Below are 23,555 nucleotides of genomic sequence, written 5' to 3'. Positions count from 1 at the left end.
GGAGTCGAACATGTTGGACATGGTGATCAATCAGCTGAGACGACTCAAGCGCAGTGAAAGATTCAAATATTCGCTTGCTACGCCTTTCCGCTCGATGCTGCTTGCGCGGCAGCGATTGAATGGCGGTGCATTTGCCATCGAAATACGGGAAAACTGCGGCTTCTTTGCCATCATGCAGATGGTGTTATTTATCCTCACGCATTGCGAAAAACACGGGCTGACACCGCAGATTTCCGCGCGCGGCGGTCTGTATGGCGATCCGCAAGGCCGCATCGACTGGTTTGCAGCGCTCTTCGAAAGCGTCCGGCCGTCGAGCGCTACGACACCGCCGCGCAGAGTCAGGACGTCCACCGTGCGCGATCCGGTTCAACTTGGCTTTCGCCAACGTTACGACGCAGCGCTACGCCTGCAAAGCGCGAGCGCGTTGTTTCGCTCGTACTACCGGCCTGCGACGGACATACGTCGAGAAGTCGAATCGACTTGCGCAAGACTCGAGATCAGCGCGTCCACGTTGGGCGTTCATTTCAGAGGCACCGACAAGAAATTCGAAGCAGTGACGCTTCCGTGGGTGGACTTCTGCCGGTTGGTCGAGCGGACACTCGCGCTCAACCCGCACCTGACCAACATATTCGTATCGAGCGACGAGTCCGCTTTCATTGAATTTTTTTGTGCCTGGTCCTTCAACCGGCCGATCAACGTGGCGCCCGCAAAACTGCTGGCCAATGGCGACAAGCCGGTTCATTTCAGCGGACATCCGGGACCGGAGATCGGGCGCGAAGCGTTGATATCGAGCCTGCTCCTTTCGAACTGCGGACATCTCGTGAAGATGCCGTCTTATTTGTCGGCGTGGTCGAAGATATTCAATCCTGACTTACCTGTCACACTGGCTGTGCCGCCTCGGCCCAACGAGTTCTGGTTTCCCGACAGTCAGATTTGGGTCACACAACAACAGATCACGGGCGGCAAAGCGGATGAACCGAAACACACGCCCGACGATAACACCGCACAGGTTTATTCCCGAGTCCCCACGTCACCGTAAAGCGGCGTACGCGGGAGACTTTCTCTTCTCTCACGCGAAGTGAGAAGAAGAGATACGAGCTGAAATGCGACCAGAACCGGAACCACATAAGCCACCGCCACCATCAGCGATCCACGCAGAAGGAACACGGTGTAAAACGACAGATAGCATCCGAGCGCGCGCCGAAGCGGCAGTTCGGACTCGGCCAGCGAGTCGACACATCGGGAAAAGTATCCCAGCAAAGCACCATATGCTATTACGCCGAACCAGGCGAAGTCGAGATAACCTTCCGCAGGCAACGGCGCGGAAAGGTTGAGGAACCACATGCCGTAGTTTTGCGTGAGGTACTCGCCCACCACGATCGCGCTTGCCAACGGTTTGTCCGGCCAGACAGTATGCGGGACGAAGAACAGCAGCGATCCTGCAAGCTGTTTGCCCGCATAGACTCCCCCTTTGCTCACCATTTCCACGATGGTGTCGGTGTTTGCCCACGCGTCATAAGTCGTGGAGGCGAAGTGTTCCTCCATGAAACTCGTCACTGTAGAAAGCGCGATCGGCCATTTATCGATTCTGCTATTTGTAAAGAGTTCGGAAAAAGGGAAAAACAGCCCGCTCAGAACAAAGATCGACCAGAACACACGCGGCGCGCTTCGCAGCCACGGTCGAAATGCCAAAGCAAGCAAGGTCAGGTAGATAGGTCCGAGCGCATTGCGCTTCTCGGTGAGCGGATTTTCGCAAACGAGTAGCAACGCGAGCACGAACAGCGCGAACGCGACCCAAATCGGCCCGATCCTGCGGGGACGATACGACACGATCAGTATGAAAACGGGGACGATCAGAAAGAACAGCAGTTTCGCCCGCACCATGTCCAGAGGCGTGACGTCTATCCCATCGAGATCCCCGGCCTGGAGTTGCCGGGCGAAATTGAATGCGCTCACCGCACCCACAGCGCAAATCGCCAGAACCGGAACGAGCGCTGCGTATCTGATCGTCAATGATGACGATGACTGACTGGCTACTCTTCGAAGCGCGGGCGGAAGGAGGTGCCGCGCGAGCAGGTAGCACACAATGAAAAGCACGAATATGAGATTCGACTGCAGCGCGTATGTATCGTCGAAAGGCTGTGTATTCACCAGAACTTTGGCGTTGTATGCCAATTGAAGCGCCGGCGCGAGTATGAGAAAGGTGATTTCAAACACGACGATGGAGGCATCTGCGAAGGACGGCCCTCTGTCGAATAAATTCATGCCAAGATGAAAGAGAACCACACCCAGCAGCAGTAGGTGAGACCAAAACATCAACCGGTTTTGCCCCGGACTTATGCCCAGTGCATAGAGTTGCACGGCGAATAGAAAGATACCTAACGCAAGGTAGCAGATCACATTCGCCGAACTTTTCATATCGCCGCCATATCTTTGGGTGAGCGGTCCGCTCTGGACTAATGGCTGCAATCCAGAGTCACTGGTGCTCGGGCAGACGCCCCGCCTATGTACGTCGGATCCTGCGTGCTCCCGACCGCAACGATGGCGGTATTCGACGTCACCTGAGCGACGGCAGCCCCATTTCGAAGGATCGCAAACGACGGCGTTCCAGGGGCTGCGGCAACACGAAATACGTTCAGGCCCGCCACGCCGTTAGACGTGTAGTCGGTGCCGGCCAACGTTATGCGCATGACGGCCGGGGCCTTCAAGAAGGCCACCATTTCGATCTGGTTGACGACAGACCCCACTCCCTCTTCGACCATCGCGACCTCTGGCGTTGAAGATCGGCCCGGAGCGAATATTTGCCTACGGTGAAAGTAAAGGATGTCGTCTCGAACGATCGGCGGCGGTGTGCCGGTCTTGGCCCATTCAATGTAGTATGCGGCGAGGTCGTAGAAGGCGAATTGAGTTCCGAGAGAAGGCGAGACCTCAGTGGTTTCAGAGTAGTCGTTCCACGTGATGAGTTGCACGTAGGCAGGCTTCCAATTCAGCACCTGAGTCCACTGAGCTCTAAACAACGCGGAATTGGACGCTTCCCAGAATCGGGAGTCTTTCGGCCGCGCGTCCTGTGGTGCGACAGGTATCATGACCTCGGCGCCGAACGAAGAGAACATCGTGAGAGCCTGATCTTCCCAGCCTCCCTTATCCGTCGATTCAGCCGGAGTCCGAACGCCCCAGAAAGAAAAGCTATTCGTGATCGTGCGAAAATCGGTGGCCTTCGCGGGATCCAGAAGGATGGGAATCAAAGTGATATTCACGCCCGCCGAAGCAGCCCCGCGAATCACATCCGACCAGAAAGTCTGACTGGCATTTTCCGCATAGAACGGAGCGACTGCCAGATTGCCGTCGGGGGTACGATAGGCATTCTTCTTTCCCGCGATAACCCGTATCGCCGCGACCATGTCTGCCACGCTTACATCCTCGAGCGCCGACATATCCGGTTCAGCCAGAATCATGAAACCGGGTGCAACATGTTCCGCGACCGTATAAACACGCATCACGTCGTCCCACTGCGTGCCGCTGTTGAGCTGCATGATGTCGACGCCAAAGCCGTCTATATTGATTTTGCGGGCGCGCAGCACTTCCACTGCAAGGGCGCGCTCCTTATATACGCTGGTGGTGTAACGTGGCAAAGGTAAGGGTCGATCGCGCAGGAAACCGCCCACGCTCGCGAACTTGCTTCCTTCGCCACTCCGGTTCAGGTATTCCGTGCAGTAGTAGTCGGAACGCGCGGGCAGGTTATCTATCGAAAGGGGGAACGGCGTAAAGTAATGGGCGAAAACATAAGGTCGACGCCCGGATCCCGTCAGCGAAGCGCTTATCGTGAATGGCCACGCCGACGCCGGGGATTCCGTATCGACGATGGACTGTGCGTTTTTCTGCAAGGCCGTCCATTGTGCGCTCGTAATGTCGGCGGCACACGCTGCGGTTATCGCCGCCATCGAGGGCAACGATGCAAGAGCGTAAGCCGCAGCGCGACCGAAGCCGCATATCCGTAGCCCGTTCATGTTTCGTGAAGTCCCGGTGCACGTGGCGTCATGCCGTCTCGAATCGCCTCACGTTGCGTCGTGAGCGATGCGCCTCCGAAGACGCCAGCCGAGCCGCGCGTATTGCCGACTGTCTCTGCCGCTTCGGCACCTTTAGTCGGTGCCGCCGAATTGTACTTCCTGCGACCGACAGTATTTAGAACCGCCCCTGTCACCCGAACGCCAATCGATTCGAACGCCCGGACGCAGGCCGTCAGATCAGCGAGTCTCGAATATCTCGACCGCGCGACAACGAACACGCATCCCGCCTGCCGCGCCATGATCATCGTCTCCGCTGCGCTGAGCACCGGCGCAGCATCCAGAATCAAATACTGATAACGATCGCCAATGGACGCCAGTGCTCTCTGTAGCCCATCCCTCGACAAGCTAGCGATTGCGCCGTCCGACTGAATTCCGCTTGGCAAAAAATCGAAATCCCCTGCCGAGCCAGTTCGAACTACTTCGTCGAATGTACTGCGCCCTGAGATAACTTCAAATAAGCCGGGCGCGGATCGCGCATTCCGTCTTTTCGATAACCTGCCGAAACGCGCATCCGCGTCTATCAACAGCACGCGAGTACCGGATTGAGCGAGTTGATTCGCGACATATTCAGCGACGAAGGACGTGCCGGTCCACGCATTCACCCCGCTGAAAAGAGCAATGCGGGAACCTGTCGCATGCATCTTATGTTCGAAGATAGCCGAGAATCGGCGCAGGCTTTCATTCGACGGCGCCTTGTATCGGGAAAGCTGAGTCGCCGGCCGTCCGTTGACGCCGCCGGCGCCCTGTCGATACAAAACAGCGCGTGAAAGATCGCTGAACGGTCCGCTCGCGAACACCGGCAAGCCTGTGCGCCGCTCGATATCATCGGGATCATCGATCTTTCCCGACCATGCCTTTTTTGCCAGCGCCAGAAGGATTCCGAGAAACGCGCCGCCCATGACGCCAAGCGCGACGATCAACCAGCGCCTGGGCTTGATCGGCTCTTCCGGTAGCGTTGCATCATCGACCAGCCGCACCTCGTTCACTCTGCCGGCCCTGATGAAGCGCAGCTGCTGCATGTTTGCAAGCAATCCCGCATATAGCTGGTTGTTGACGCTGATGTCGCGCGAAAGCCGCAGCGCCTGTTGTTCGAGCTCGGGCAACATTCGCGCTTCCGCCTCCAGCTGCGTGGCACGCGCGCTCAACGTAGTGATCTGCCGGTCGACTGCGAGCACCGTACTGTCGCCCTTTGTAAACCGCCGCAACAACTCCTGGCGCTGCACTTGAAGATCCGTCATCTTGGCCTGCACATCCGCCAGTTGTCTGATGACGACGCTGGCCTGCTCACTCAGATTGACCGATCCCGTTTCGTTCTTGAATCGACTGAACCTATCCTCGGACTTCTCGATTTGCCCTTTGAGTACAGGCAATTCCGTGCTGAGTGCTTCAATCGATTTCTGAGCATCTCGGCCTCTCCTCGATTCCTCGCTCAAGACATAAGTCGTGCCGACGGCATGAAGAACATTGCGAATGAACTCGGGATCGGTGCCCTCCAGAGACGCGCTGACGATATTCGACTCCTTACCGCGCTCGGTGACGTTCAATCTTCCCTGAAGGTTATCGACTACTGCTGCTTGCGACAGCCGCCGAAGAGCGAAGACCTGTCCCGCGTTGCCCGGAAGCGCATCGATTTTCAAAGAGATGGTGCCGTGCTTCGAGGGGAAGCTTTCCAGTGTCGACAAGGTTCCTTCGAAGGTCTCGCCGTCTGGAAGCACAAGCCGATAGCGACCGTTACTTTGCGCAACCACTTCCAATGCCTTGTTTCGCAGACTGCCGGGCAACTCGGCAACAGAAGCCGCGCCTCGTTGCACTTCGCTCGTTTCAGTATCGCCGTTGATTCTGCGCCATGCAGCGCTCACCCGCGACTGCGCGCGAGTCAAGATGTCACGCTTGGGAGTAAGCGAAATATCGAGGTGCATTGGAGCAATCGCGGCCTCCAGAATACTGCGCGACGTGATCTTCTGGATCTCGGTTGCCGCGCGAGGCTTGACCGCAAATAACGACGAAACATCTTCGAGCGAGCTTCGACTCGACGATTCAGGAGGTTCCTGAACCTGAAGCAGCATGTTCGTCTGATATACCGGGGGTGAGAAAAGCGCGTACTCGGCAGCAATACATCCCACCACGACGGTCGTCCCAATAACGATCTTATAGTTGGTCTTCAGAAATCGTACATACGATTCCGCTACCGTATCGATGCTTTCGCCGCGCCGCAAGGCAACGCCGTCTTCGAAGTCCTTAGTCATCTGTAGCGCTCCAGCAATCGACAAGGAAAGATTCACGTCATGCTGACCACATACTCCAACGGCTCCGACTACTTCAAATGTAGCTAGCGACGCTGTTTGCCCGCGCGCCTGACCGAATGTGGCAAGAAAATGGCGCGAATGTCACGTCGCCTATGCCTTCGCGCCTCGGTCGACGGGCACGCGCAGGTGCGAGAATATGCGCCTTCTGAACAGGCTCAGGTAGACGCAGTAATCCGACACGATGCTTGCTATCACCGTCGACCACACGACCCACGCGACTTCATGAAACGTCGACACGAGCCAGAACTTTAGCGATACCGCGATCGTGCAGCTCACGCCGACCGCGACCAATTGAGATTTCAGCTCGCCAACTCCATTGAGGAAGATCCCGAACGCGTTGCCGAATGCATCGACTACCGACATGACAGCGACTGCGCAGAGAAGCGCCACTGGAATGCTGAGGTGATTGCCGACCCACTTGCTCAGAAGCCACGGAGACGACGCGAATATCAATCCACTGATCACCATTGCGATTGCGCCGGTGCCTAGCATCGATAGCTTCAGCGTCATCGAAAGGAAGTGTGTGTCGCCTCGCGCCTTGGCATCGGCGTAAAGGCCCCACAGGGGAACCGTCAACATCGAGATGCCCACTGTGAGGAATTGGAATAGCCGCTGCGCGACCGCAAGCTTCGCGACCTCCGCCACCCCGAGCAGTTTTGCGACGATAAGCGCATCGAAGCCACTTGCGCACATGACGCCCACCTGCAATCCGAAGAACAACGATCCCATGCTGAGAATTTTTTTAGAATCGCGCCACATGGTGCCGCGCGCCGCTTCTGACCAGCCTTGCAGCAGTCCTTGCCGGTAGAGTCGGAGCACGAGGCAAATCGACATGCCGACCTGAATACCGTAGGTGACGCTCAAGAGCCATGGAATCGACGCGTGATGCAGACAACACCAGTACAACAGCGGAAGCGAGATCAGATAGCCTATGGAGCTTACGATATGCTGCTCCCAGCCCCGCTGAAGCCCGTGACACACTCGCTTGACACCGCCCAATGGAATGTTCAGGCAGATCAGGACAAGGAAGAGCGTCACGGCAACGAGCGTTTCATCGGCAGCGTCCGCGCGATAATCAAACATCAGGCGCAAGTCGATCACGTGGAGCGCCACATACAGGCATACCGCGGAGATCGCGCCGACGAGACCCAACAGCAGGACGCCATGTGTGATCAGTTCACGGATGCGACGAGCGTCATCGCCCGCTCGCGCTCCCGCGACGAGATTCAGAAGCGCGTTGCCGATGCCGAAATCGAGCATCGAAAGCGTTGCAGCGAGGCTCGAAAACGTCATCCATACGCCGAAACGCTGCTCGCCGAGATACGGGAGCGTCCACGACACGGACGCAATCAGCACGACGAACGCGAGGCCCGAGCTGCAGACGTTGCAGGCGATCGTGAGTGCGGCGCGACGGTATCGATCCCTGTCGCGCCCTTCGGATCTGCCCACGCCGAACGGCAGCATCTCGAACAGACGCGAGGACATCGCGAAGAACATTCGGCGCGAAGCGGCCAGAGGCGGTGGCATCGTTAGAGGCACGTGGCCGTCGTGTCTGGCAGACAAGATCCGCGGCTCATGCCTGCCCCATCTTCGATCTTTATCGTGTGCATGGCCTCTCTCGATCACATGTTCGCCTTGTCCCTGCGGTTTCGTCTTTACTCGTGATGTTCGAGCGCCCGATAACCCGCCAACGTGATCAATGCGTCCCGCTTCGCTATCTGATAGTCGGACAACACCATCTCTTTCACGAGCGCGGGGAAGGTCACTGTCGGTGCCCATCCAAGCTTCGCGTGCGCGTTCGACGGATCGCCCAGCAAGGTCTCCACTTCGGTCGGCCTGAAGTATCGAGGATCGACCCGCACGATCACCGTACCTGGCGCAACGCGGCATTCCTTGCTGGTGACGCGCTCCACGACTCCGACCTCTTCGACACCATCGCCTTCGAAGCGAAGCGTGATTCCGAGTTCGGACGCCGCCTGCTGAACGAACTCCCTCACGCTGTATTGAACGCCCGACGCGATCACGAAATCTTCCGGTTCGGATTGCTGGAGCATGAGCCATTGCATCTGAACGTAATCACGTGCGTGGCCCCAATCGCGCATCGCGCCAAGATTGCCGAGATAAAGACAATCCTGCGATCCGATCGCGATGCGAGCGATGGCTCGCGTGATCTTGCGCGTGACGAACGTCTCTCCACGAACCGGCGATTCGTGGTTGAACAGAATTCCATTGCACGCGTATATGCCGTAAGCCTCGCGATAATTCACCGTGATCCAGTACGCGTATAACTTCGCAACGGCATACGGGCTGCGGGGATAGAACGGCGTGGATTCGCGTTGAGGTATCTCTCTGACGAGCCCATATAACTCCGACGTCGATGCCTGATAGAAACGAGCGCTCTTTTCGAGGCCCAATATGCGCATTGCCTCGAGTATCCGCAAGGCGCCCAGACCATCGGCGTTCGCCGTGTACTCGGGTTCCTCGAAGGAGACCGCGACGTGACTTTGCGCGGCCAGGTTATAGATCTCGTCCGGTTGCACGCGCTGAATGATGCGCAGGATGCTCGACGAATCAGTCAGGTCACCGTGATGCAAATGAAAACGCCGCTGCGCTACATGATCGTCTTCGTACAGATGATCGATTCGATCGGTGTTGAAAAGCGACGAGCGGCGCTTTACGCCGTGCACCTCGTATCCCTTGTCGAGCAGAAACTGGGCGAGATAAGAACCATCCTGACCGGTGATCCCGGTGACCAGCGCGACCTTGTTCGACATCGTCTCTTCTCCTCGTTTGCTTATGTCACGTTCGGAATTCGTTCGAACGGTCTGGATGCCGGTATCGTCACGGTTCTAGACGCGCGGTTCGAATCGGACCTTGTCTTGATCGCCCATGTAGGGTCCCTGCTTCACCTCGATGAACGCGGCGTCCTCGAGTATCTCGAAGCCGTGCCCGCCGGCGGACAGCAGGATCACATCGCCCGGTCCGAGCGTCCTGCTCGTCACATAGTGCAGATTCGAGCCGTATAGATCGACGCGAACGCGGCCTCGTTTGATGAGCAGAACCTCTTGAGTCAGCTTGACTTCGCGCGCCATCACGTTGTGTACGTGAGCCGATATCTTCGTTCCGGCGGCATGCTCCATATGCGCGAGCTGCTGCGAGTATTCACGAGGCGTGAAGAAATTGACCCCCTCTTTCGAGAACGAGTCGCGGATGATCAGAGCCAGCGTGACACCGTCATGAGCAATGATGTCGATGCCTTTTTCAACCACGGTGTCGTGCTCGGCCAAGAGTAGCCCCATGATGTATTCCGACTAAAGATGTCCGGCCCGGACCGCGCTTTAAAACGAGAGGCGGAGGCGAAAGCGCGCAACTTCGTAAATCGAGAATAGCGGCTATGGCACTTCGTTCGCCATCCGGTGACGGAATCTGGCAAGGTGTTGACCGATTCGCGGGTTCACCTGGCCGATAACCTTGTACGGCACTTGCACGTTCGAAGCGTTCACTTACGATCCGGTCCGACCGCTCATCAACGCGACATAGTCCTGAGCAACGCGGGAAACGTGAAAGCGATCATTGAAGCACCGCTTCGCGGCCGCTCGCATCGCAGCCTTCGCATCGTCCGGCAAGCTTGTCCATTGCGCGAGCAGACGCGTGACGCCCTGCTGCGTATCTTCGTCTGCGAGGCCCGCGCCATAGGCAACCACCTCTTGCCAGATGCCGACTTTGTCAGTCAAGAGCACCGGCACTCCGCACGCGAGCGCTTCGGCCACCACGACCCCGAAGTTCTCCTGATGCGAAGGCAATACCATGACGTCGGCCGCACGCAACAAGGACCACTTGTCCGCGCCTTTTACCATGTCCAGCCAGGTCATTCTTTCACTGATCCCGAGCCGTTCCGCTTCACGACGCAGCTTCGCCGCGAGGCCATTGTTATCCGGTCCGGCGATGACGAGTCGATAGTCGTTCGTTGAGTTGCCGAGATCGTGAAAGGCGCGGATCAGCAAGTCGCAGCCCTTCTTTTCATGGAGCCGCCCGAGAAACAGAATGAGCTTCTTGTTATCCGCTTCGGGGAAAGAGCGCCATTTCTCGACCTCCGTCATCTCGATCGAAGGCGGCGGCGCCGTTCCGATCGTCATCATGGTTTCTTTGGCCGTGTATAGCGGAAAAGACTTGCGCGCCAGTTCGCGCTCGCTTTCTGTCGTGAACAACACGCCTTTTGCGTTGCCGACCACATGACGTTCAACGAAGAACCAATAGACAAGCTTCTTCGCGTACTTCAGCGGGTGACCAGTGTTGAACCACGGATCGAGCATGCCGTGGGGCATCACGAAATAAGGGATCTTTTTCGGATGCAGCGAAAACACGACTGCCGCGCTATGGAACTGCCAGATTCCGTCCACGACGATTGCATCGTATTGTCTGCCGTGCTGAATCAGCCATCGAACCAGGCGGAAGCTCAGTGCATACTTGCCTGCGTAGTGGCCAAGGCGCACGACGCGTTCGAACGCGACATCATCGGTCTTATCGGCGCGTACCGACGAGTCGAGACAGACGATATCGATCGTGTGTCCGGAAACCCGTAGTTCTGTTGCGAGTCTCTTTACGGCTTCGGCTGGACCACCCGACCGCGCCTCGATCGACGGAATGATGTGGAGCGTTTTCAAAGACATCCTCCGATGCGCAGTTGCTTTCCGATGCCGAATTGAACTTCTCTCGGATAGCCATCGTAGTGTCCGTTCTGCCAGGCAAGCGCCATTGGCGGAAATCATCAAGCTTTTGGCTGCCTATCTACACGCGCGTTCGCCCTATCGGTCAGCCAACGTCTTGCCGACATCGGTCAGAACGAGTCCGGCACATATGCCGGACGCTATCGTTGGACGAGTCAGCGACCGAAGGTCTGGACAAAGCCGAGTCGCTGCGTGACGAACGCCGTCAACGAGCACGTGAGCGCGACATGCGCATCCTTTTGCGGGGGAACTGAAGATATGCTGTCCAAGCGCGCCGTTACGAACGCTACCTTCGAAGGTGATCTGGCTGTTCCCCGACTTGCCCAGCACCGCGTCGATTATCGTGAACACGCGAGCGGAACGGATCGTGTTGCCGCCCGTTTTCAAGTCAGGCCCATCCGGATGGTGGTCTTTCTCGAACTGGACAGCTCGGTAGGCGGCGGCTTTCAGCAGGCAACCAATGCAGCGCTTCTAGTGAAGCGCCTGCCGCCCGAACTCTGTACCGTGACTTTCATTACGACGCGTCGGTCCGCGATCGAAGAACTGCATCGTTGCGGCGTAGACGCTCGATTCGTCCCCGTTCGACGCTGGCAGCGGCTGCTCGCTCGTCTTCATGTGATGTGGCGTCAGTTGAATCCGCCGGCATTGCTCAAGAAGAACATCTACTTCAATTGGCTGGATCGGTGTCTGCGGAATGCGGGCGCGGATCTGGTCTATTTCACGGGACCGTCTTATCTTGCTCTCGTGACCACGCACTTCAGCTATCTCTACACGGTATGGGACCTCGCACATCGGGACGAAGTGGAGTTTCCGGAGGTGCGCTGTGCCGGCGAGTTCGAACGCCGCGAATACATCTATCAACGTGCGCTGAAGAAGGCGACCGGGATCGTTGTCGATTCGGAAGCGGGTCGCGATAACGTAGTCCGGCGCTATGCCGTCGATGTGGAACGCGTTCACGTGATCCCCTTCTCTCCCGCAATCGGAACGCAGCTTTCCGAGCACGAGGTCGATCATCCGGATCGCTTTGTCGATATCAAAGCTAAATACGGTTTGAGTTGCGACTACGTCTACTATCCGGCTCAGTTCTGGCCGCACAAGAACCACGTTTATCTTTTGCGTGGGCTGCGCAGTCTCGAAGATCGCTTCAATATCAAGGTAGGAGCGATCTTCTCGGGGCGCGACTTCGGTAACCTGAGCTACGTCCGGTCCGTGGCTGCCGATCTCGGGCTGACCGACAGAATCCACTTCGCCGGCTTCGTGTCCGATAACGAAGTGGCCTGCCTCTATCGCCAGGCTATCGCACTGTTGATGCCCACATACTTCGGGCCTACGAACCTGCCCCCGTATGAGGCGTTCCATCTCGGTGTGCCTGTGCTCTATTCCGATCTAAAGAATCTGCGCGAACAGGTCGGCGACGCGGGACTTCTCATCGATCTGCTGAATCCGGACAGCATGGCCGACGCGCTTAGAAGGCTTATCACCGATCCGGACCTGAGAATGCAATTGGTCGAGCGAGGAAAGCGGCGTATCGAATCGCTCACGGATGAACGAAGGCTTTCGGTGCTCAAGAGCGCACTGGAGACGTTCCGGGCACGGCGCATGTGCTGGGCGCCCTCTGCACAGTCGCTTGGCAATCGCGCGTCCTGAGCGCGACGGGAACTTCATATGGCCTCGGAACTGCTGAGCGACGACAACTCGACGCCCCCCAAATCCCATATTCCTGAAGCCGACGACAGTCGCACTTTAAAGGGCGTTATCGATCTGAGCCGCGCGGGAAAGGGCAACTATGTGAAGACTCGCTCATCGATTGTCGCGTTGCTTTGGTTCGTCGCCGAAGCCTGCATCGTCGATAACAAACTTATGCCTTTTTCCAGTGTGCGCGTTGCCCTCTTGCGGCTGTTCGGCGCAAGGATCGGCGTAGGTTGCCGATTCCTGCATGCTATTCGCGTGAAGGCGCCCTGGAATCTCGTAGTCGGCGATCACTGCTGGTTCGGCTTCGATGCGTGGATCTACAACCAGGCGCCAGTTCGCATCGGCTCGCATGTCTGCATTTCGCAGCGCACTTTCCTGACGACAGGTTCGCATGATATGAGCACGACGATGAATCTGCGCGTCGCGCCGATCATCATCGAAGACGGCGTCTGGATCACGGCGAATTGCGTCGTGCAAATGGGCGTCACCATCGGCCGTTCGGCCGTGGTCACGCCGATGTCCGTCGTGCATCGTTCGCTCGAGCCCGAGGGCGTCTACGGTGGCAACCCGTGCCGCCTCCTTCGCAAGCGCTTCGATTGAAAGTCAGCGTACCCGACGCACACTCGACTTTCCTGCTCCAACTACATGGGTGGCTCGATGAAAGTGCTGATGATCTCGCTCAACTATGCCCCCGAGGTCACCGGGATTGGAAAGTATTCCGCGGAACTGGCGGAATGGCTTGCATTGCGCGGGCACACGATCCGGGTTATCACCGCATCTCCGTACTATCCGGAGTGGCGCGTTCAGTCCGGCTATAACCCTCGAACATACATGACGGAGCGACTCAACAACGTCTTCGTGATACGCGTTCCTTTCTGGTGTCCGAAGCGCCCTTCCGGACTTAAGCGCCTGTTGCATCTGATGAGCTTCTCGTTCTTCGCCATTCCGGCTGCGATATGGCAAATTGCGTGGCGTCCTCAAGCTGTGTGGCTCGTCGAGCCGCCTTTGTTCGCATCTCCCGTCGCATTGATAGCGGCACGTATTGCCAGTGCATCGTGCTGGCTTCACGTGCAGGACTATGAAGTCGATGCCGCTTTTCGTCTCGGCATCCTGAAAGGCCACGCCGTTAAAAGACTCGCGCTGCGTGTTGAAAAATGGCTGATGTCGCGCGCCGATGTGGTCTCCACGCCCTGCGCCGCGATGACTCGGCTAGCCGTGCAGAAAGGTGTTCCCTGCGAGAAAGCCTTCACCTTTCCGAACTGGGTCGATATGCAGCACGCACATTCGAATAGCGAGGACAACTCGTATCGCGTGCAGTTAGCTATCGGTTGCGGTGTGCAGGTCGTCCTGTACTCGGGCAATCTCGGACTCAAGCAAGGTCTGGAAATCATCGCGGATGCTGCGGAGATTCTTCAATGGCGCCAGGATATCGTGTTCGTGATCTGTGGTGCCGGTCCCGCCAAGGCTTTCTTGCTCGAAAAGGCCAGGGATCTAACGAATATCAAGTTCCTCGATCTGCAACCCAAAGACCGCTTCAATGAACTGCTTGCGCTGGCCGACATGCATGTGCTTCCACAACGCGCGGATGCTGCGGATATCGTCATGCCTTCGAAGCTGGGCGCAATGTTATCGAGTAATCGCCCTGTCATCGCGACGGCGAATCAAGGCACCGAGTTATGGGACGTCGTGAACTCGGTCGGCCTCGCGGTGGAACCCGAATCACCCATAGCCTTGTCTCACGCCATTCTTCGTCTCGCCGATGACCGGCCGCTTCGCGAGCATCTCGGCGCGCTCGGCCGGCAATACGCGGTATCCAATCTCTCCAAGGAGTCGATCCTTCTGCACTTCGAGGCGCGGCTCCGGAACTGCGTGTCGGCCAAGCGCAGCGTGGGCGACCAGGCGACCACGTAGTCCCAATTACGTCAGCGCTTCTGACGGCTTCGTGCGCGAAACTCTGTCGGAGACATCGCGAATTCCTTGCGAAATAGTTTCGAGAGTCGCTCTCCGTTGCTGAGCCCCGTGCGACGCGCAATCTTATCGACTGGAAGATCGCTACTTTCGAGCAATTTGCACGTGAGGTCGAGCCGTGCCCGAAGCAGAAACTTCGAAGGCGTAACGCCGATCTCGCGCTTGAAGAGGCGCAAGAAATTGCGCTCGCTCATCGAAGATATCCGCGCCGCATCCACGACGGATATCGGCTTTGCGCAGTTCTGCACGAGCCAGCGCGCAGATGCACGCGCCTTCTCTGCAAGCGTTGCATCGTCCATTGCTTCGAACGTACCCGCCGGCGAAAGATGGCCGCCGGAGCCAAGACGATCCGCCACGCGCACAGCCAGTTCCGTTCCCAAATCCTTCTTGAGCAGTGCGAGCGAGGTCATCAAAGCTTGATCGCGTTCTTGCTCGGGACGAGGTGCGGAGGGCGATTTGATATGAATGCCCTGCTTCATAGAAGGCCAGTCGCGCCGCTCCACGCCCGCTGCCGACAGCAGCATGTGGCCGTTTCCGATTGCGGTAATGCTCACGCGCTTCGCGCTGACGCGTCGCAGGAGGTCGATGAGGCTGTCATCGCCGGATGCGCGCGCGACACCGGTTCCTCCCGCGACGATAAGGTTATCGAGGCTATCGAAATGACGGCCGGCGAGCTGTTCAGTCCAGACCGACATGGAAGAAGAACACGAGACCGTTCCGCCACGCGCCGATACGAGATTCACGCGATACGTCAGCGAGCGGTTCGCATCTTCGGATTGCAACTCGTTCGCTACATGCAGTGCTTCAACGAACGTACCAGCTTCGAGCAAGGAAAAGCCGTCGTACAAAATAATTCCGACATGCTTGATCACCGTGGAACTTTGCACGGAATAGGTGCGGTTCTCACTGAATGACATAGCTTCGGAGACGTCAGTCGAGGTTGACATCGCGCAGCCTCCAGGGTCGTTGCGTTGGTGTTCTTCGTATGGAACGAGCGTATCGACTGCTGGGTGTCGTGGAACTTGTATCTTGTTGAACTTGTAATGCGTGCAGGTTACAGCCGAGAAAAAATTGCGTCGAGAGCTTAGTCAAAATATGCACAGTATGAAAAACCTTCTTCATTCAATCGGCGGATGAATACAGACGGACGTTCGTATAATGCGGCGCACGATCTACACCGAAGAATATATTTCTCTCGCCTTTAAGTAATTTGGATTCGATATGAACGATTCCCTTATCGACGATTGAAAGCTCATAGGTAGCCGAACGGATGTTGCGCGCAATCGTTTGCGGTTGGCTCGGATGTGAAAAGCAAGTTCCACCCACGTTGTGGCATGTCAAGGCCGCAATGTTTTCATGTCGATGCGAGATAGCCGCTTGGAAGAAGAAAATGAAAGAGGGCGCTTTATCGTGTTCGCCGTATCCGGGAACGTCCCAATAAGCTTGAGATAGCTTGTGAAGCTATCTCGGTCGAACCATCTGTTACGAATCGATAGCATTTCTATTCATCTGCCAGCGGCACGTGCGAAGCGGAGCCGTGCCACCAGAGAGCGCATTGCCGCAAATTTAAACAGACTGCGAAGTCGCTATAGCGTACGCGCGTCGGAAGGATTTCTGACAGAAGGAACGGCAGCGTGCCGTCGTTCATCGTGAGCAGCGCAATAACGGCACCGTCAACACGGCGAAAAAAATCGACGCACCTATGAGCATCGAATTGCGTTGCACGCTATCTGATAGCGACCAAACGGCGCGGCCAGTCAAAGGACTGCAATTGCTCGCTCGTCAGCGCGGCATGCATCAGGCGACGAGACCCGAGCCGAACAGCAAGCCCGGCGTCGTGCGCGGGCACAATGCTTGTATAGAGGCCGTGCCGCTTGTCCGGTGCGTATTCGGCGAGGAACGCGGCCGCGTGCGAGGATCACGACTCAGCTCACAGAGCCGGTTAGAGACGGCGAGCTTCGGAAGCTCGCCCCATTGTCCTGGTCCTCTCAATGAATCGTGCATCGATAACCATTGAGCAGACCGGCACGCGCGAGAAAATAGCTGCCTGTATCGAGGCCTGACAAGCGGAACGCTCTCAGCCGGAACGATTTGAAATGATCTGGATTGCCAACGCGGTTCTCGTGCTGCATGCGCTGATCGTGCTCTTTATCGTCGGCGGCTTGATCGCAATCTGGGTCGGCGCCGCATTCCGATTCAACTTTGCGCGAAACCGCACGTTTCGGAGAGCGCACATCGTTGCCATTAGTATCGTCGCGGCGTTGGCCGTCGTTGGCCTTCCCTGCCCGCTCACGGTCATGGAAGATCGCTTGCGCACCGGAGCGCCGGGCGCGCAAGGCTTCGTGCAGCGTTGGGTGGGCGCCTGCCTGTACTTCGACTTGCCGGTCTGGGTCTTTACGCTCGCCTACGTCGCCTTCTTCCTCACGGTCATCGTTACATGGCGCCGCATTCCGCCTGCCTCGTGAACGCTTTGTGATTCAGAGCGACGTACGGGGAAGATAGCCGCTCGGCTTGCTTTGAAGCTTGCGGCTCACCTTGAGGGCGAGCAATACCGGTTTTGTTATATGCGGACGCAGGATCGCATGCTTGCGCACGTACCTGGGAACATGCCACTCGGAACGCGTTCCTGCGTAGAACAGGGCAGCGTGTCCCGCCCGCAGCGTTTGCGGTTCATGGCCTTCGGCGGTGATGATAACTGCGCCTTCGATCACGTAGATCGTCTCGTCTTCTTCGAAGTACCAGTTGAAACGACCCGCGGTGCAATCCCAGACCCAGGACGACGTCGTGGTGTCGCGACTTTGCGACCATCGACCACTACGGGCAACGGGATTTCCTTCGAGGATCCAGGCCGGGTCGATCGGATCTGATTCGAGCAACACGTCGTCCAGACGCACGGACTCGAAAACGGGACTTGTCATGAAGGCTCCTTTGCGTGCTGCTTTGGTCCGGCTCCGTCGGAAAGTGTCGGTGCCTGCGTGTTCGGCGATATGAATGCAGACAAGCTCAGAAGAAATTCGTTCATCATCGACATTACATTTTGTAATGTCGATCTATCATACCGTGCCCCAAGAAAATGCGAACAGAAAAACATCTGCCATGTATGACAAAACTGCACACGCATTTGACTGATGATTGACGGCCTCATTCTGGAGGCCGGTTAGATCATGTGCGAGAGAAGATCCGTTTAAATCGATCGTTCCAAATCAAGGCACGCGTTCAATGATGATCGAAGAGCGCGATCTGATTGGCCTTGACCATCGAACGGACTTTCGTCGCAAACTTCGCCTTCGGATCGAGCTTGCACGCTTCCGCCACAGTCGCACCGACGGGCTGAGCCGTATCGATCACCGTGGTCTCCGTTTCCTTGATGCCTAGTTTGTCGACGCCCGCGACGTAGTAAACGAGCGCGGGCTGATATGCCTCGTCGACCTGCACGAAATCTGCGCACGTCATTTTTGCGGGATTGACTTTTGTTTCCTTCGCGCTAGCAGCGCCAGCGGCAAAAACACAAACCAGGGCCATCAGAATTTTGGCGGGCTTCATAAGATTCTCCTTGAATGGATGATTGGGATTCAGCAAACTACAAGCACATCTTAGTAATGCAGAGTTAGCTTAGAATTACTCATGCCGGCTGCGCTGCGCGATCGGCTACCGCGCACCTGACCCATTGCGACAGCGTCCAACCGATGCCACGCACTTTGCGGATCAATGCGCCCGAAACGCTTGCGCATCGAGTGAATGAGCACGTCGAGTGCATGCATCAATGCGAATTTCCCCGCGGATAACGGCGACGAAACACCGTCGCGCCAACGCGTGCGACGGTCGGGATCGACGCTCAGTCCTTCGTCGCCGATGCACGAAGTCGCATAACCCGCCTGACAGCGCAGCACCACGCCTGCCCCATTTGCAGGTCGTTTTCAACCAGTGACACGCGCATGATGTTCCTTCGCTCGTGGCACTTGTTCGTCGCAGTTAGTTGAATATTCAGGCACACCGTCGCCTCCTTTAATACGGATAACGAATCTATATGAGCGGTGTACCGGCGCTTCGTCCCGGCTGGCCCGATCAGCAAGTTTCATTCGGGCGAGCGCAGTTTAGAGTCGTGTCGAACGTCTGTCTGTCCTCACGAAACCGGACAACATTCATTCGCAGTCGTCCGAACAAGGCTGTTAGCGCAACCAGTTCGCGCTGCGTGCCGATGCCGAGTTTCGCAAGCGCCCGTGCGGGATGGCGCGTGCGATCTGCCGGGAGCCAGGCGAGGTTTTGACTCACGGCTGCATCGACCGGACTCGGAAACAGTTGCGCCTCCAATGCAGGCGCAACGCCGCGCCGCGCACGATGCAACCGCATACATAAGCGAGACATGCATGCAACTCCACCGGTGATGTCGCATCTGTGATCGCGTGGGGGCTCAGCACGAAGATGTCGAGTCCATCGCCGTCGGCAAGCACTTGGACGCTATAGAGCTTTTCTCGCGTGTCCAGCACGACATCGAGCAACGTCGCTCGCCCGTTGCGATGTAAGCCATCTCCGTCGACGACGCTTCGCGAAACATGCGTCTCTTCGCATAGCGCTTATCTCGTGATGTCGCTTCACAGTCGAGAAGCTGCATGGTCGGCTCCGGATAAAGAAACCGGCCGTATGCACATGCACAGCCGGAATGACTGTGCATCGTAGAGATGCTGAATTAGCTATGCGTTAGCCAATCACCGATGCCCATGCCGCTTCACGAAATCCATCAAGGCAGCAAAGGCGGGAGGAATGGACGGATCCGCGGCTTTGAGGCGCAGTGCATCGTCGCCGTTTATGTCGATTCGATATGTGCGGCCGTCCGGGACCGGCTTCGTGGCGCGCGGGGCCGGCGCGCCGGCTTCATCACGCGCCGCGGCGACGAGGCGCGCGAATTCCGTGCCTTCTTCCGGCGACAGATCGTCTTCGTCGAGAACGACGGGCCGCGCAAGGCCCGGAAAGGCGGCGAGTCCGCCGTCGGTCGTCAACTCGGCATGCATTGAAGGCCCCCGTGACGATTGATGCAAAGCGCAGCCCGTGCAAAGCAGCACCGCGCCAAGAAAGAGTCTCAAGCACGTCACAATACACCGACTTCGGTCCATCCTTTCTCGACCGCCGACGCCTCCGCGCTGCTCGCGCCATATAGCTTGCGCGCGGTCGAAAGCGTCAGCTTCGCGAACGTCTTGAACGTCGCCGTCGGTTTGAGTTGCGAGTCGGTCAGCGTCTCGTACCAGATGCGCCCCGCCTTTTCCCACGCATGCCCGCCGATTTCCAGCGCGGTCACACAAAACGCCTTGTTTGGAATGCCCGAATTTATATGCACGCCGCCGTTGTCCTGCGTCGTGCGAACGTACTGGCTCATGTGGCCCGGTTGCGGATCTGCGCCGAGCCTGGGATCGTCATAGGCGGTGCCGGGATCTTTCAGCGAACGCAGCGCGACGCCCTTCACACCCTTGGCAAGCAATCCCTTTCCGATGAGCCAGTCCGCCTTGTCGGCCGTCTGTTTGTGCGCGAATTGCTTGATGAGCGAACCGAACACATCCGACACCGACTCGTTCAATGCCCCCGCCTGCGCCATATAGTTCAAGCTGGCCGTGTGCTCCGTCACACCATGCGTCAACTCATGACCGATGACGTCCAGCGCGATGGTGAAGCGATTGAACAACTCTCCGTCGCCATCGCCGAAGACCATCTGCTGCGAATTCCAGAATGCGTTGTCGTAGTCGGTTCCGAAATGGACGGTGCCTGCGAGCGGCAATCCCGCGTCGTCGATCGAATTGCGATGGAACACTTCGAAATAAAATTCGAAGGTCGCACCGAGTCCGTCATAGGCTTCGTCGACTGCATCGTCTTTCACGGGCTTGCCGCCTTCAACGCGAATTACCGTGCCCGGCAGCGTTTCGGTGTGATTGGCCGTGTAGATCGTCCTGTTTGCACAAGGCGTTGCAACGGTGGGCATCGGCGCTGCGCGGCGTGGAGCCAACGCCGACTGCACGGCACGGAAATGCCGCATCGTGTGATCCTTCGACAAAGTATCGATCGCAATCTCACGCTCTTTCGCATCAGCATGCTTTGCGATGTTCTCGAGCATATGCGGCGGGAGAATGCAGTAGATCGAGTGAGGGCGGCCCGCCTTCAGGTGATTGCACATGATCCTGTCCTGTTTCAAATCGAATTGGAATGATGACCGTGGCTACGACGAAGAATCTAGACGATGACACTGAATAGTCAATGCGGGCGCTTTTACCGAAACGTGGTGATGTGGAAGTTCCTCGTGAACCGCTTCATGCGCTTGCCGGAAGAAGGTAGGGATCCTTATCTTTATCGATGAAGGGAGCACAAATCTCTGATCGAGCGCCGTGAATTGCTTCGCAAGAGCAGCGAGACCCGGACCTCGCCTTGACGCGCTTGCACCGACTAAAGGTTTACCCACATCCTCATTTGTTGGCCACCGCACCGAACTGAAGAATCGAAAAGATGTTAAATCCAGCAAAACGTGCAATGAGAAGCTCAAGAAAATGCGCGACCTTATTAGAAAATTCAGCGGCCCAGGGATGCGCAACGTTGTCAGCGTCGCGTTTTACCGAAGCGTGCGTATATGCGTCGGTAATTTCGGAAGGGGAGGCGACGCATGACGCCGATCGTCTTCGGGGGCCGCTTCGGGTGGCTTCATGTCGGTCAGGGAAGCCGCGGCGTCGTGCTGTGCAATCCATTCGGACATGAGGAAGCGTGGGGGCACAAGGCCATGCGCTATCTCGCCGAGGAGCTTTCCCGGCGGGATATTCCGGTCCTGCGCTTCGACTATCTCGCAACGGGCGACTCAGTCGGCATCGACCACGAAAGCGATCGGCTCGACGACTTCGTCGCGGATATCGGCGCGGCTGTCGAACGTTTGCGGCACGAGACAGGCGTGACCAAGGTCACGTTGTGCGGCTTACGGCTGGGCGCAACGTTGGCGGCGCTGGCATCGCATCATCCGCTGGTGGATTCGCTCGCACTGCTCGCGCCCGTGATGAACGGACGCCATTACCTGCGCGAATTGACGGCCTTGCGCAAGACGTGGGTCGAGAATCTTCCCCTCGACGTGCGAGCCAGGCAAATCGATTCGCCCTTTCACGTGCTCGGGCAGGTTTATAGCGAAGCGTTCCGCAGCCGGTTGAGCGGGATCGATCTCGGCAGGTCCATGAAGAGTCATTCGGCGATGCCCAAGCGCGTGTTCGTCGCCGATATACGGACCGGCGCGAGCCAGTCGCTTTGCGTCGCATTGCGAGATCGCGGCGTCGACGTACAAACGGAAAGCTTCGACGACTATTTCGAATTCATGCAGGAGACTGCATCTTCGACCTTGCCGGAAAAGACGCTCAAGCGAACCGCGCAATGGATCGCGCGCGGCGTGATCGAAGACGAGCAAAGCGATCATATGCCGGGCCGCACGAGAAAGGCGTCGCGGCCGAGCATGAGCGACGATGCGATCATCGAAACGCCGGAAGCCATCGAGCGCCCGGTGATCTTCGGCGCGGCTGGACTCTTCGGCATCTTGTGCGAGCCGCGCGACAGACTCGCGGGCGGACCCGTCATCGTCATCACCAACACGGCGGGCAGCGTGCATCAAGGCGACAGCCGCCTGTCCGTGCGCCTCGCGCGGGAAATGGCGCAACGCGGTATCGCGTCGTTGCGATTCGATGCGCGCGGCATCGGCGATAGTCCCGCGCGTTCGCCGGACGGAACGCTGGACACGACGGCATCGATCCATGCGGAAAGCACGATCGAAGATGTCGGGACCGCGGGCGCATGGCTCAAGCGCAAGGGCTACGACAACGTCGTCGCATTCGGCATCTGTTCGGGTGCGTATAGCGCGTTGCGGGCATCGCTCGTCGAACCGGCTATCGCGGCTGTGATCGCCGTGAATCTGCAGCGCTTCTACATACCCGAGCGGCTGACTCTGCAAGAGCTCAGGAACCAGCGGCGCAACACGATGGCGCGTCTCGGGCCGGCCATTCTGAAGCCGCAGAAATGGTGGCTCGTGCTGAGCGGTCAACGCGGGCTCAAGCCGATCGTGAAGGCCTTCGTATCGAATGCGGCGGCGCGGCTGCAATCGCAGATGCTCGGTGTGACGCGCAGGAAAGCGGTTCAGAGCCGCGGCGGCAACGAGTCGCTCACGGACCCGCACAGTGTCGTTCACGCGCTCGAACGCAAGGGTGTGCGCACGCTGCTCGTGTACGGCGCGGGTGACGAAGGCCTCGATCAACTCAACGCCCACTTCGGCAGGCATGGCAAGAAGCTCTCGCGAACGACGCGAGTGAAGGCCGCCGTATGCGGGGATGTCGATCACGCGCTCTATGACACGCGCGCGCTTGCCAGCGTGATTGCGCTCTCGGAGACGTTCATTCACGATCTGCAGCCCAAGAGCGTGCCGGTCGTGGAAGCCATGGCGCCGCTCGGCGTTTCTCAGCAGCTTTGAGCTGATCTTCATCACGTCGTCTTCGATACGGGACGCGCCTGCTTTCGCTGGCGCGCGTCCTGTATCGAAGACGAAGGCGCCTCTATCGCGACGATGTTCGTCCGATGCCAACAACCCTCCCCGATCTGTTTTTCAAGAGCCGACACGTTGCCTCGAATCTTTGTTCCGGAATCGAGGCGAAGTCCGCTTGGACTCTGAATTTCTTCATCTTTATCAGTAGGTTAGATTAACCGAACGGATCTTCTAGCCTCGCCTGGCACAGCCCTCGCATATGTAGCTGCGAGCGCAACGATTGGTGCTCATCCAACCAACCGAATCCAGGAGC

At 57.7% G+C, this 23,555-nt stretch carries 18 protein-coding genes and 1 pseudogene; 6 read left to right on the top strand and 13 right to left on the bottom strand.

The window, feature by feature from the left end:
- Window positions 1-10 precede the first annotated feature (10 nt).
- A complete protein-coding gene (locus tag NCS28_RS30900; RefSeq protein ID WP_250517591.1) occupies window positions 11-1,039 on the top strand; it encodes an O-fucosyltransferase family protein in 1,029 nt (342 codons plus the stop codon).
- Here the strand turns inward: NCS28_RS30900 and NCS28_RS30895 are convergent.
- The 7 genes from NCS28_RS30895 to NCS28_RS30865 all read right to left on the bottom strand — a co-directional run bounded on the left by NCS28_RS30895 (window position 1,012) and on the right by NCS28_RS30865 (window position 11,142).
- Window positions 1,012-2,418, bottom strand: coding sequence for a hypothetical protein (locus NCS28_RS30895; RefSeq protein WP_250517590.1), 1,407 nt, complete (start codon window positions 2,416-2,418; stop codon window positions 1,012-1,014). The genes NCS28_RS30900 and NCS28_RS30895 overlap by 28 nt on opposite strands.
- 38 nt (window positions 2,419-2,456) lie before the next feature.
- Window positions 2,457-4,007: an endo-1,3-alpha-glucanase family glycosylhydrolase gene (locus NCS28_RS30890; RefSeq protein ID WP_250517589.1), complete on the bottom strand. Its 1,551-nt coding sequence runs from the start codon at window positions 4,005-4,007 to the stop codon at window positions 2,457-2,459.
- Window positions 4,004-6,313, bottom strand: coding sequence for a GNVR domain-containing protein (locus tag NCS28_RS30885; protein ID WP_250517588.1), 2,310 nt, complete (start codon window positions 6,311-6,313; stop codon window positions 4,004-4,006). The genes NCS28_RS30890 and NCS28_RS30885 overlap by 4 nt, the downstream gene beginning before the upstream one ends.
- Window positions 6,314-6,463: 150 nt before the next feature.
- The gene (locus NCS28_RS30880) at window positions 6,464-7,837 is read right to left on the bottom strand and encodes a lipopolysaccharide biosynthesis protein (protein ID WP_250517636.1); all 1,374 of its coding nucleotides are present in this window, start codon (window positions 7,835-7,837) and stop codon (window positions 6,464-6,466) included.
- A gap of 191 nt (window positions 7,838-8,028) precedes the next feature.
- Entirely contained in the window at window positions 8,029-9,147 is a 1,119-nt protein-coding gene (gene gmd / locus NCS28_RS30875; protein WP_250517587.1) for a GDP-mannose 4,6-dehydratase, read from the bottom strand.
- Between the two features lie 75 nt (window positions 9,148-9,222).
- Window positions 9,223-9,672, bottom strand: coding sequence for a cupin domain-containing protein (locus tag NCS28_RS30870; protein ID WP_250517586.1), 450 nt, complete (start codon window positions 9,670-9,672; stop codon window positions 9,223-9,225).
- 204 nt (window positions 9,673-9,876) lie between these two features.
- On the bottom strand, window positions 9,877-11,142 hold the full coding sequence (locus tag NCS28_RS30865; protein ID WP_250517635.1) for a glycosyltransferase: 1,266 nt from the start codon (window positions 11,140-11,142) through the stop codon (window positions 9,877-9,879).
- Between the two features lie 150 nt (window positions 11,143-11,292).
- Between NCS28_RS30865 and NCS28_RS30860 the strand changes: the two genes are divergently transcribed.
- The 3 genes from NCS28_RS30860 to NCS28_RS30850 are packed head-to-tail and all read left to right on the top strand — an operon-like array spanning window position 11,293 to window position 14,703.
- Window positions 11,293-12,747 carry a glycosyltransferase family 4 protein gene (locus tag NCS28_RS30860; RefSeq protein WP_250517585.1) on the top strand — a complete coding sequence of 485 codons (1,455 nt, stop codon included), beginning with the start codon at window positions 11,293-11,295 and terminating at the stop codon, window positions 12,745-12,747.
- Window positions 12,748-12,765: 18 nt separating this feature from the next.
- Window positions 12,766-13,392, top strand: a complete 627-nt coding sequence (locus NCS28_RS30855; RefSeq protein WP_250517584.1) for an LbetaH domain-containing protein — start codon at window positions 12,766-12,768, stop codon at window positions 13,390-13,392.
- 57 nt (window positions 13,393-13,449) lie between these two features.
- Entirely contained in the window at window positions 13,450-14,703 is a 1,254-nt protein-coding gene (locus NCS28_RS30850; RefSeq protein ID WP_250517583.1) for a glycosyltransferase WbuB, read from the top strand.
- A gap of 11 nt (window positions 14,704-14,714) precedes the next feature.
- Here the strand turns inward: NCS28_RS30850 and NCS28_RS33570 are convergent, their stop codons facing one another.
- Window positions 14,715-15,677 (bottom strand): GlxA family transcriptional regulator, encoded by a 963-nt coding sequence (locus NCS28_RS33570; RefSeq protein WP_502801259.1) that lies wholly within the window; start codon window positions 15,675-15,677, stop codon window positions 14,715-14,717.
- Between the two features lie 991 nt (window positions 15,678-16,668).
- Window positions 16,669-16,826: pseudogene (locus NCS28_RS30835) on the bottom strand (GlxA family transcriptional regulator); the annotation flags it as partial.
- 30 nt (window positions 16,827-16,856) lie between these two features.
- Here NCS28_RS30835 and NCS28_RS30830 point away from each other — a divergent pair.
- Window positions 16,857-17,225: a DUF2784 domain-containing protein gene (locus tag NCS28_RS30830; protein ID WP_250517582.1), complete on the top strand. Its 369-nt coding sequence runs from the start codon at window positions 16,857-16,859 to the stop codon at window positions 17,223-17,225.
- 12 nt (window positions 17,226-17,237) lie between these two features.
- Here the strand turns inward: NCS28_RS30830 and NCS28_RS30825 are convergent, their stop codons facing one another.
- The 4 genes from NCS28_RS30825 to NCS28_RS30805 all read right to left on the bottom strand — a co-directional run bounded on the left by NCS28_RS30825 (window position 17,238) and on the right by NCS28_RS30805 (window position 20,920).
- Window positions 17,238-17,678, bottom strand: coding sequence for a cupin domain-containing protein (locus NCS28_RS30825; RefSeq protein ID WP_250517581.1), 441 nt, complete (start codon window positions 17,676-17,678; stop codon window positions 17,238-17,240).
- Between the two features lie 298 nt (window positions 17,679-17,976).
- Window positions 17,977-18,303: an HdeA/HdeB family chaperone gene (locus NCS28_RS30820; RefSeq protein ID WP_250517580.1), complete on the bottom strand. Its 327-nt coding sequence runs from the start codon at window positions 18,301-18,303 to the stop codon at window positions 17,977-17,979.
- A gap of 1,163 nt (window positions 18,304-19,466) precedes the next feature.
- Window positions 19,467-19,769, bottom strand: a complete 303-nt coding sequence (locus tag NCS28_RS33440; protein ID WP_350029833.1) for a protealysin inhibitor emfourin — start codon at window positions 19,767-19,769, stop codon at window positions 19,467-19,469.
- A gap of 77 nt (window positions 19,770-19,846) precedes the next feature.
- A complete protein-coding gene (locus NCS28_RS30805) occupies window positions 19,847-20,920 on the bottom strand; it encodes a M4 family metallopeptidase (RefSeq protein ID WP_250517578.1) in 1,074 nt (357 codons plus the stop codon).
- A gap of 480 nt (window positions 20,921-21,400) precedes the next feature.
- On the opposite strand from NCS28_RS30805, the gene NCS28_RS30800 reads away from it, so the two are divergent.
- Entirely contained in the window at window positions 21,401-23,230 is a 1,830-nt protein-coding gene (locus NCS28_RS30800; protein WP_250517577.1) for an alpha/beta fold hydrolase, read from the top strand.
- Window positions 23,231-23,555 lie beyond the last annotated feature (325 nt).

It is taken from the genome of Caballeronia sp. INDeC2, from assembly GCF_023631325.1.
Lineage (GTDB): Bacteria > Pseudomonadota > Gammaproteobacteria > Burkholderiales > Burkholderiaceae > Caballeronia.
This window is presented reverse-complemented; position numbering and strand designations above follow the sequence as displayed.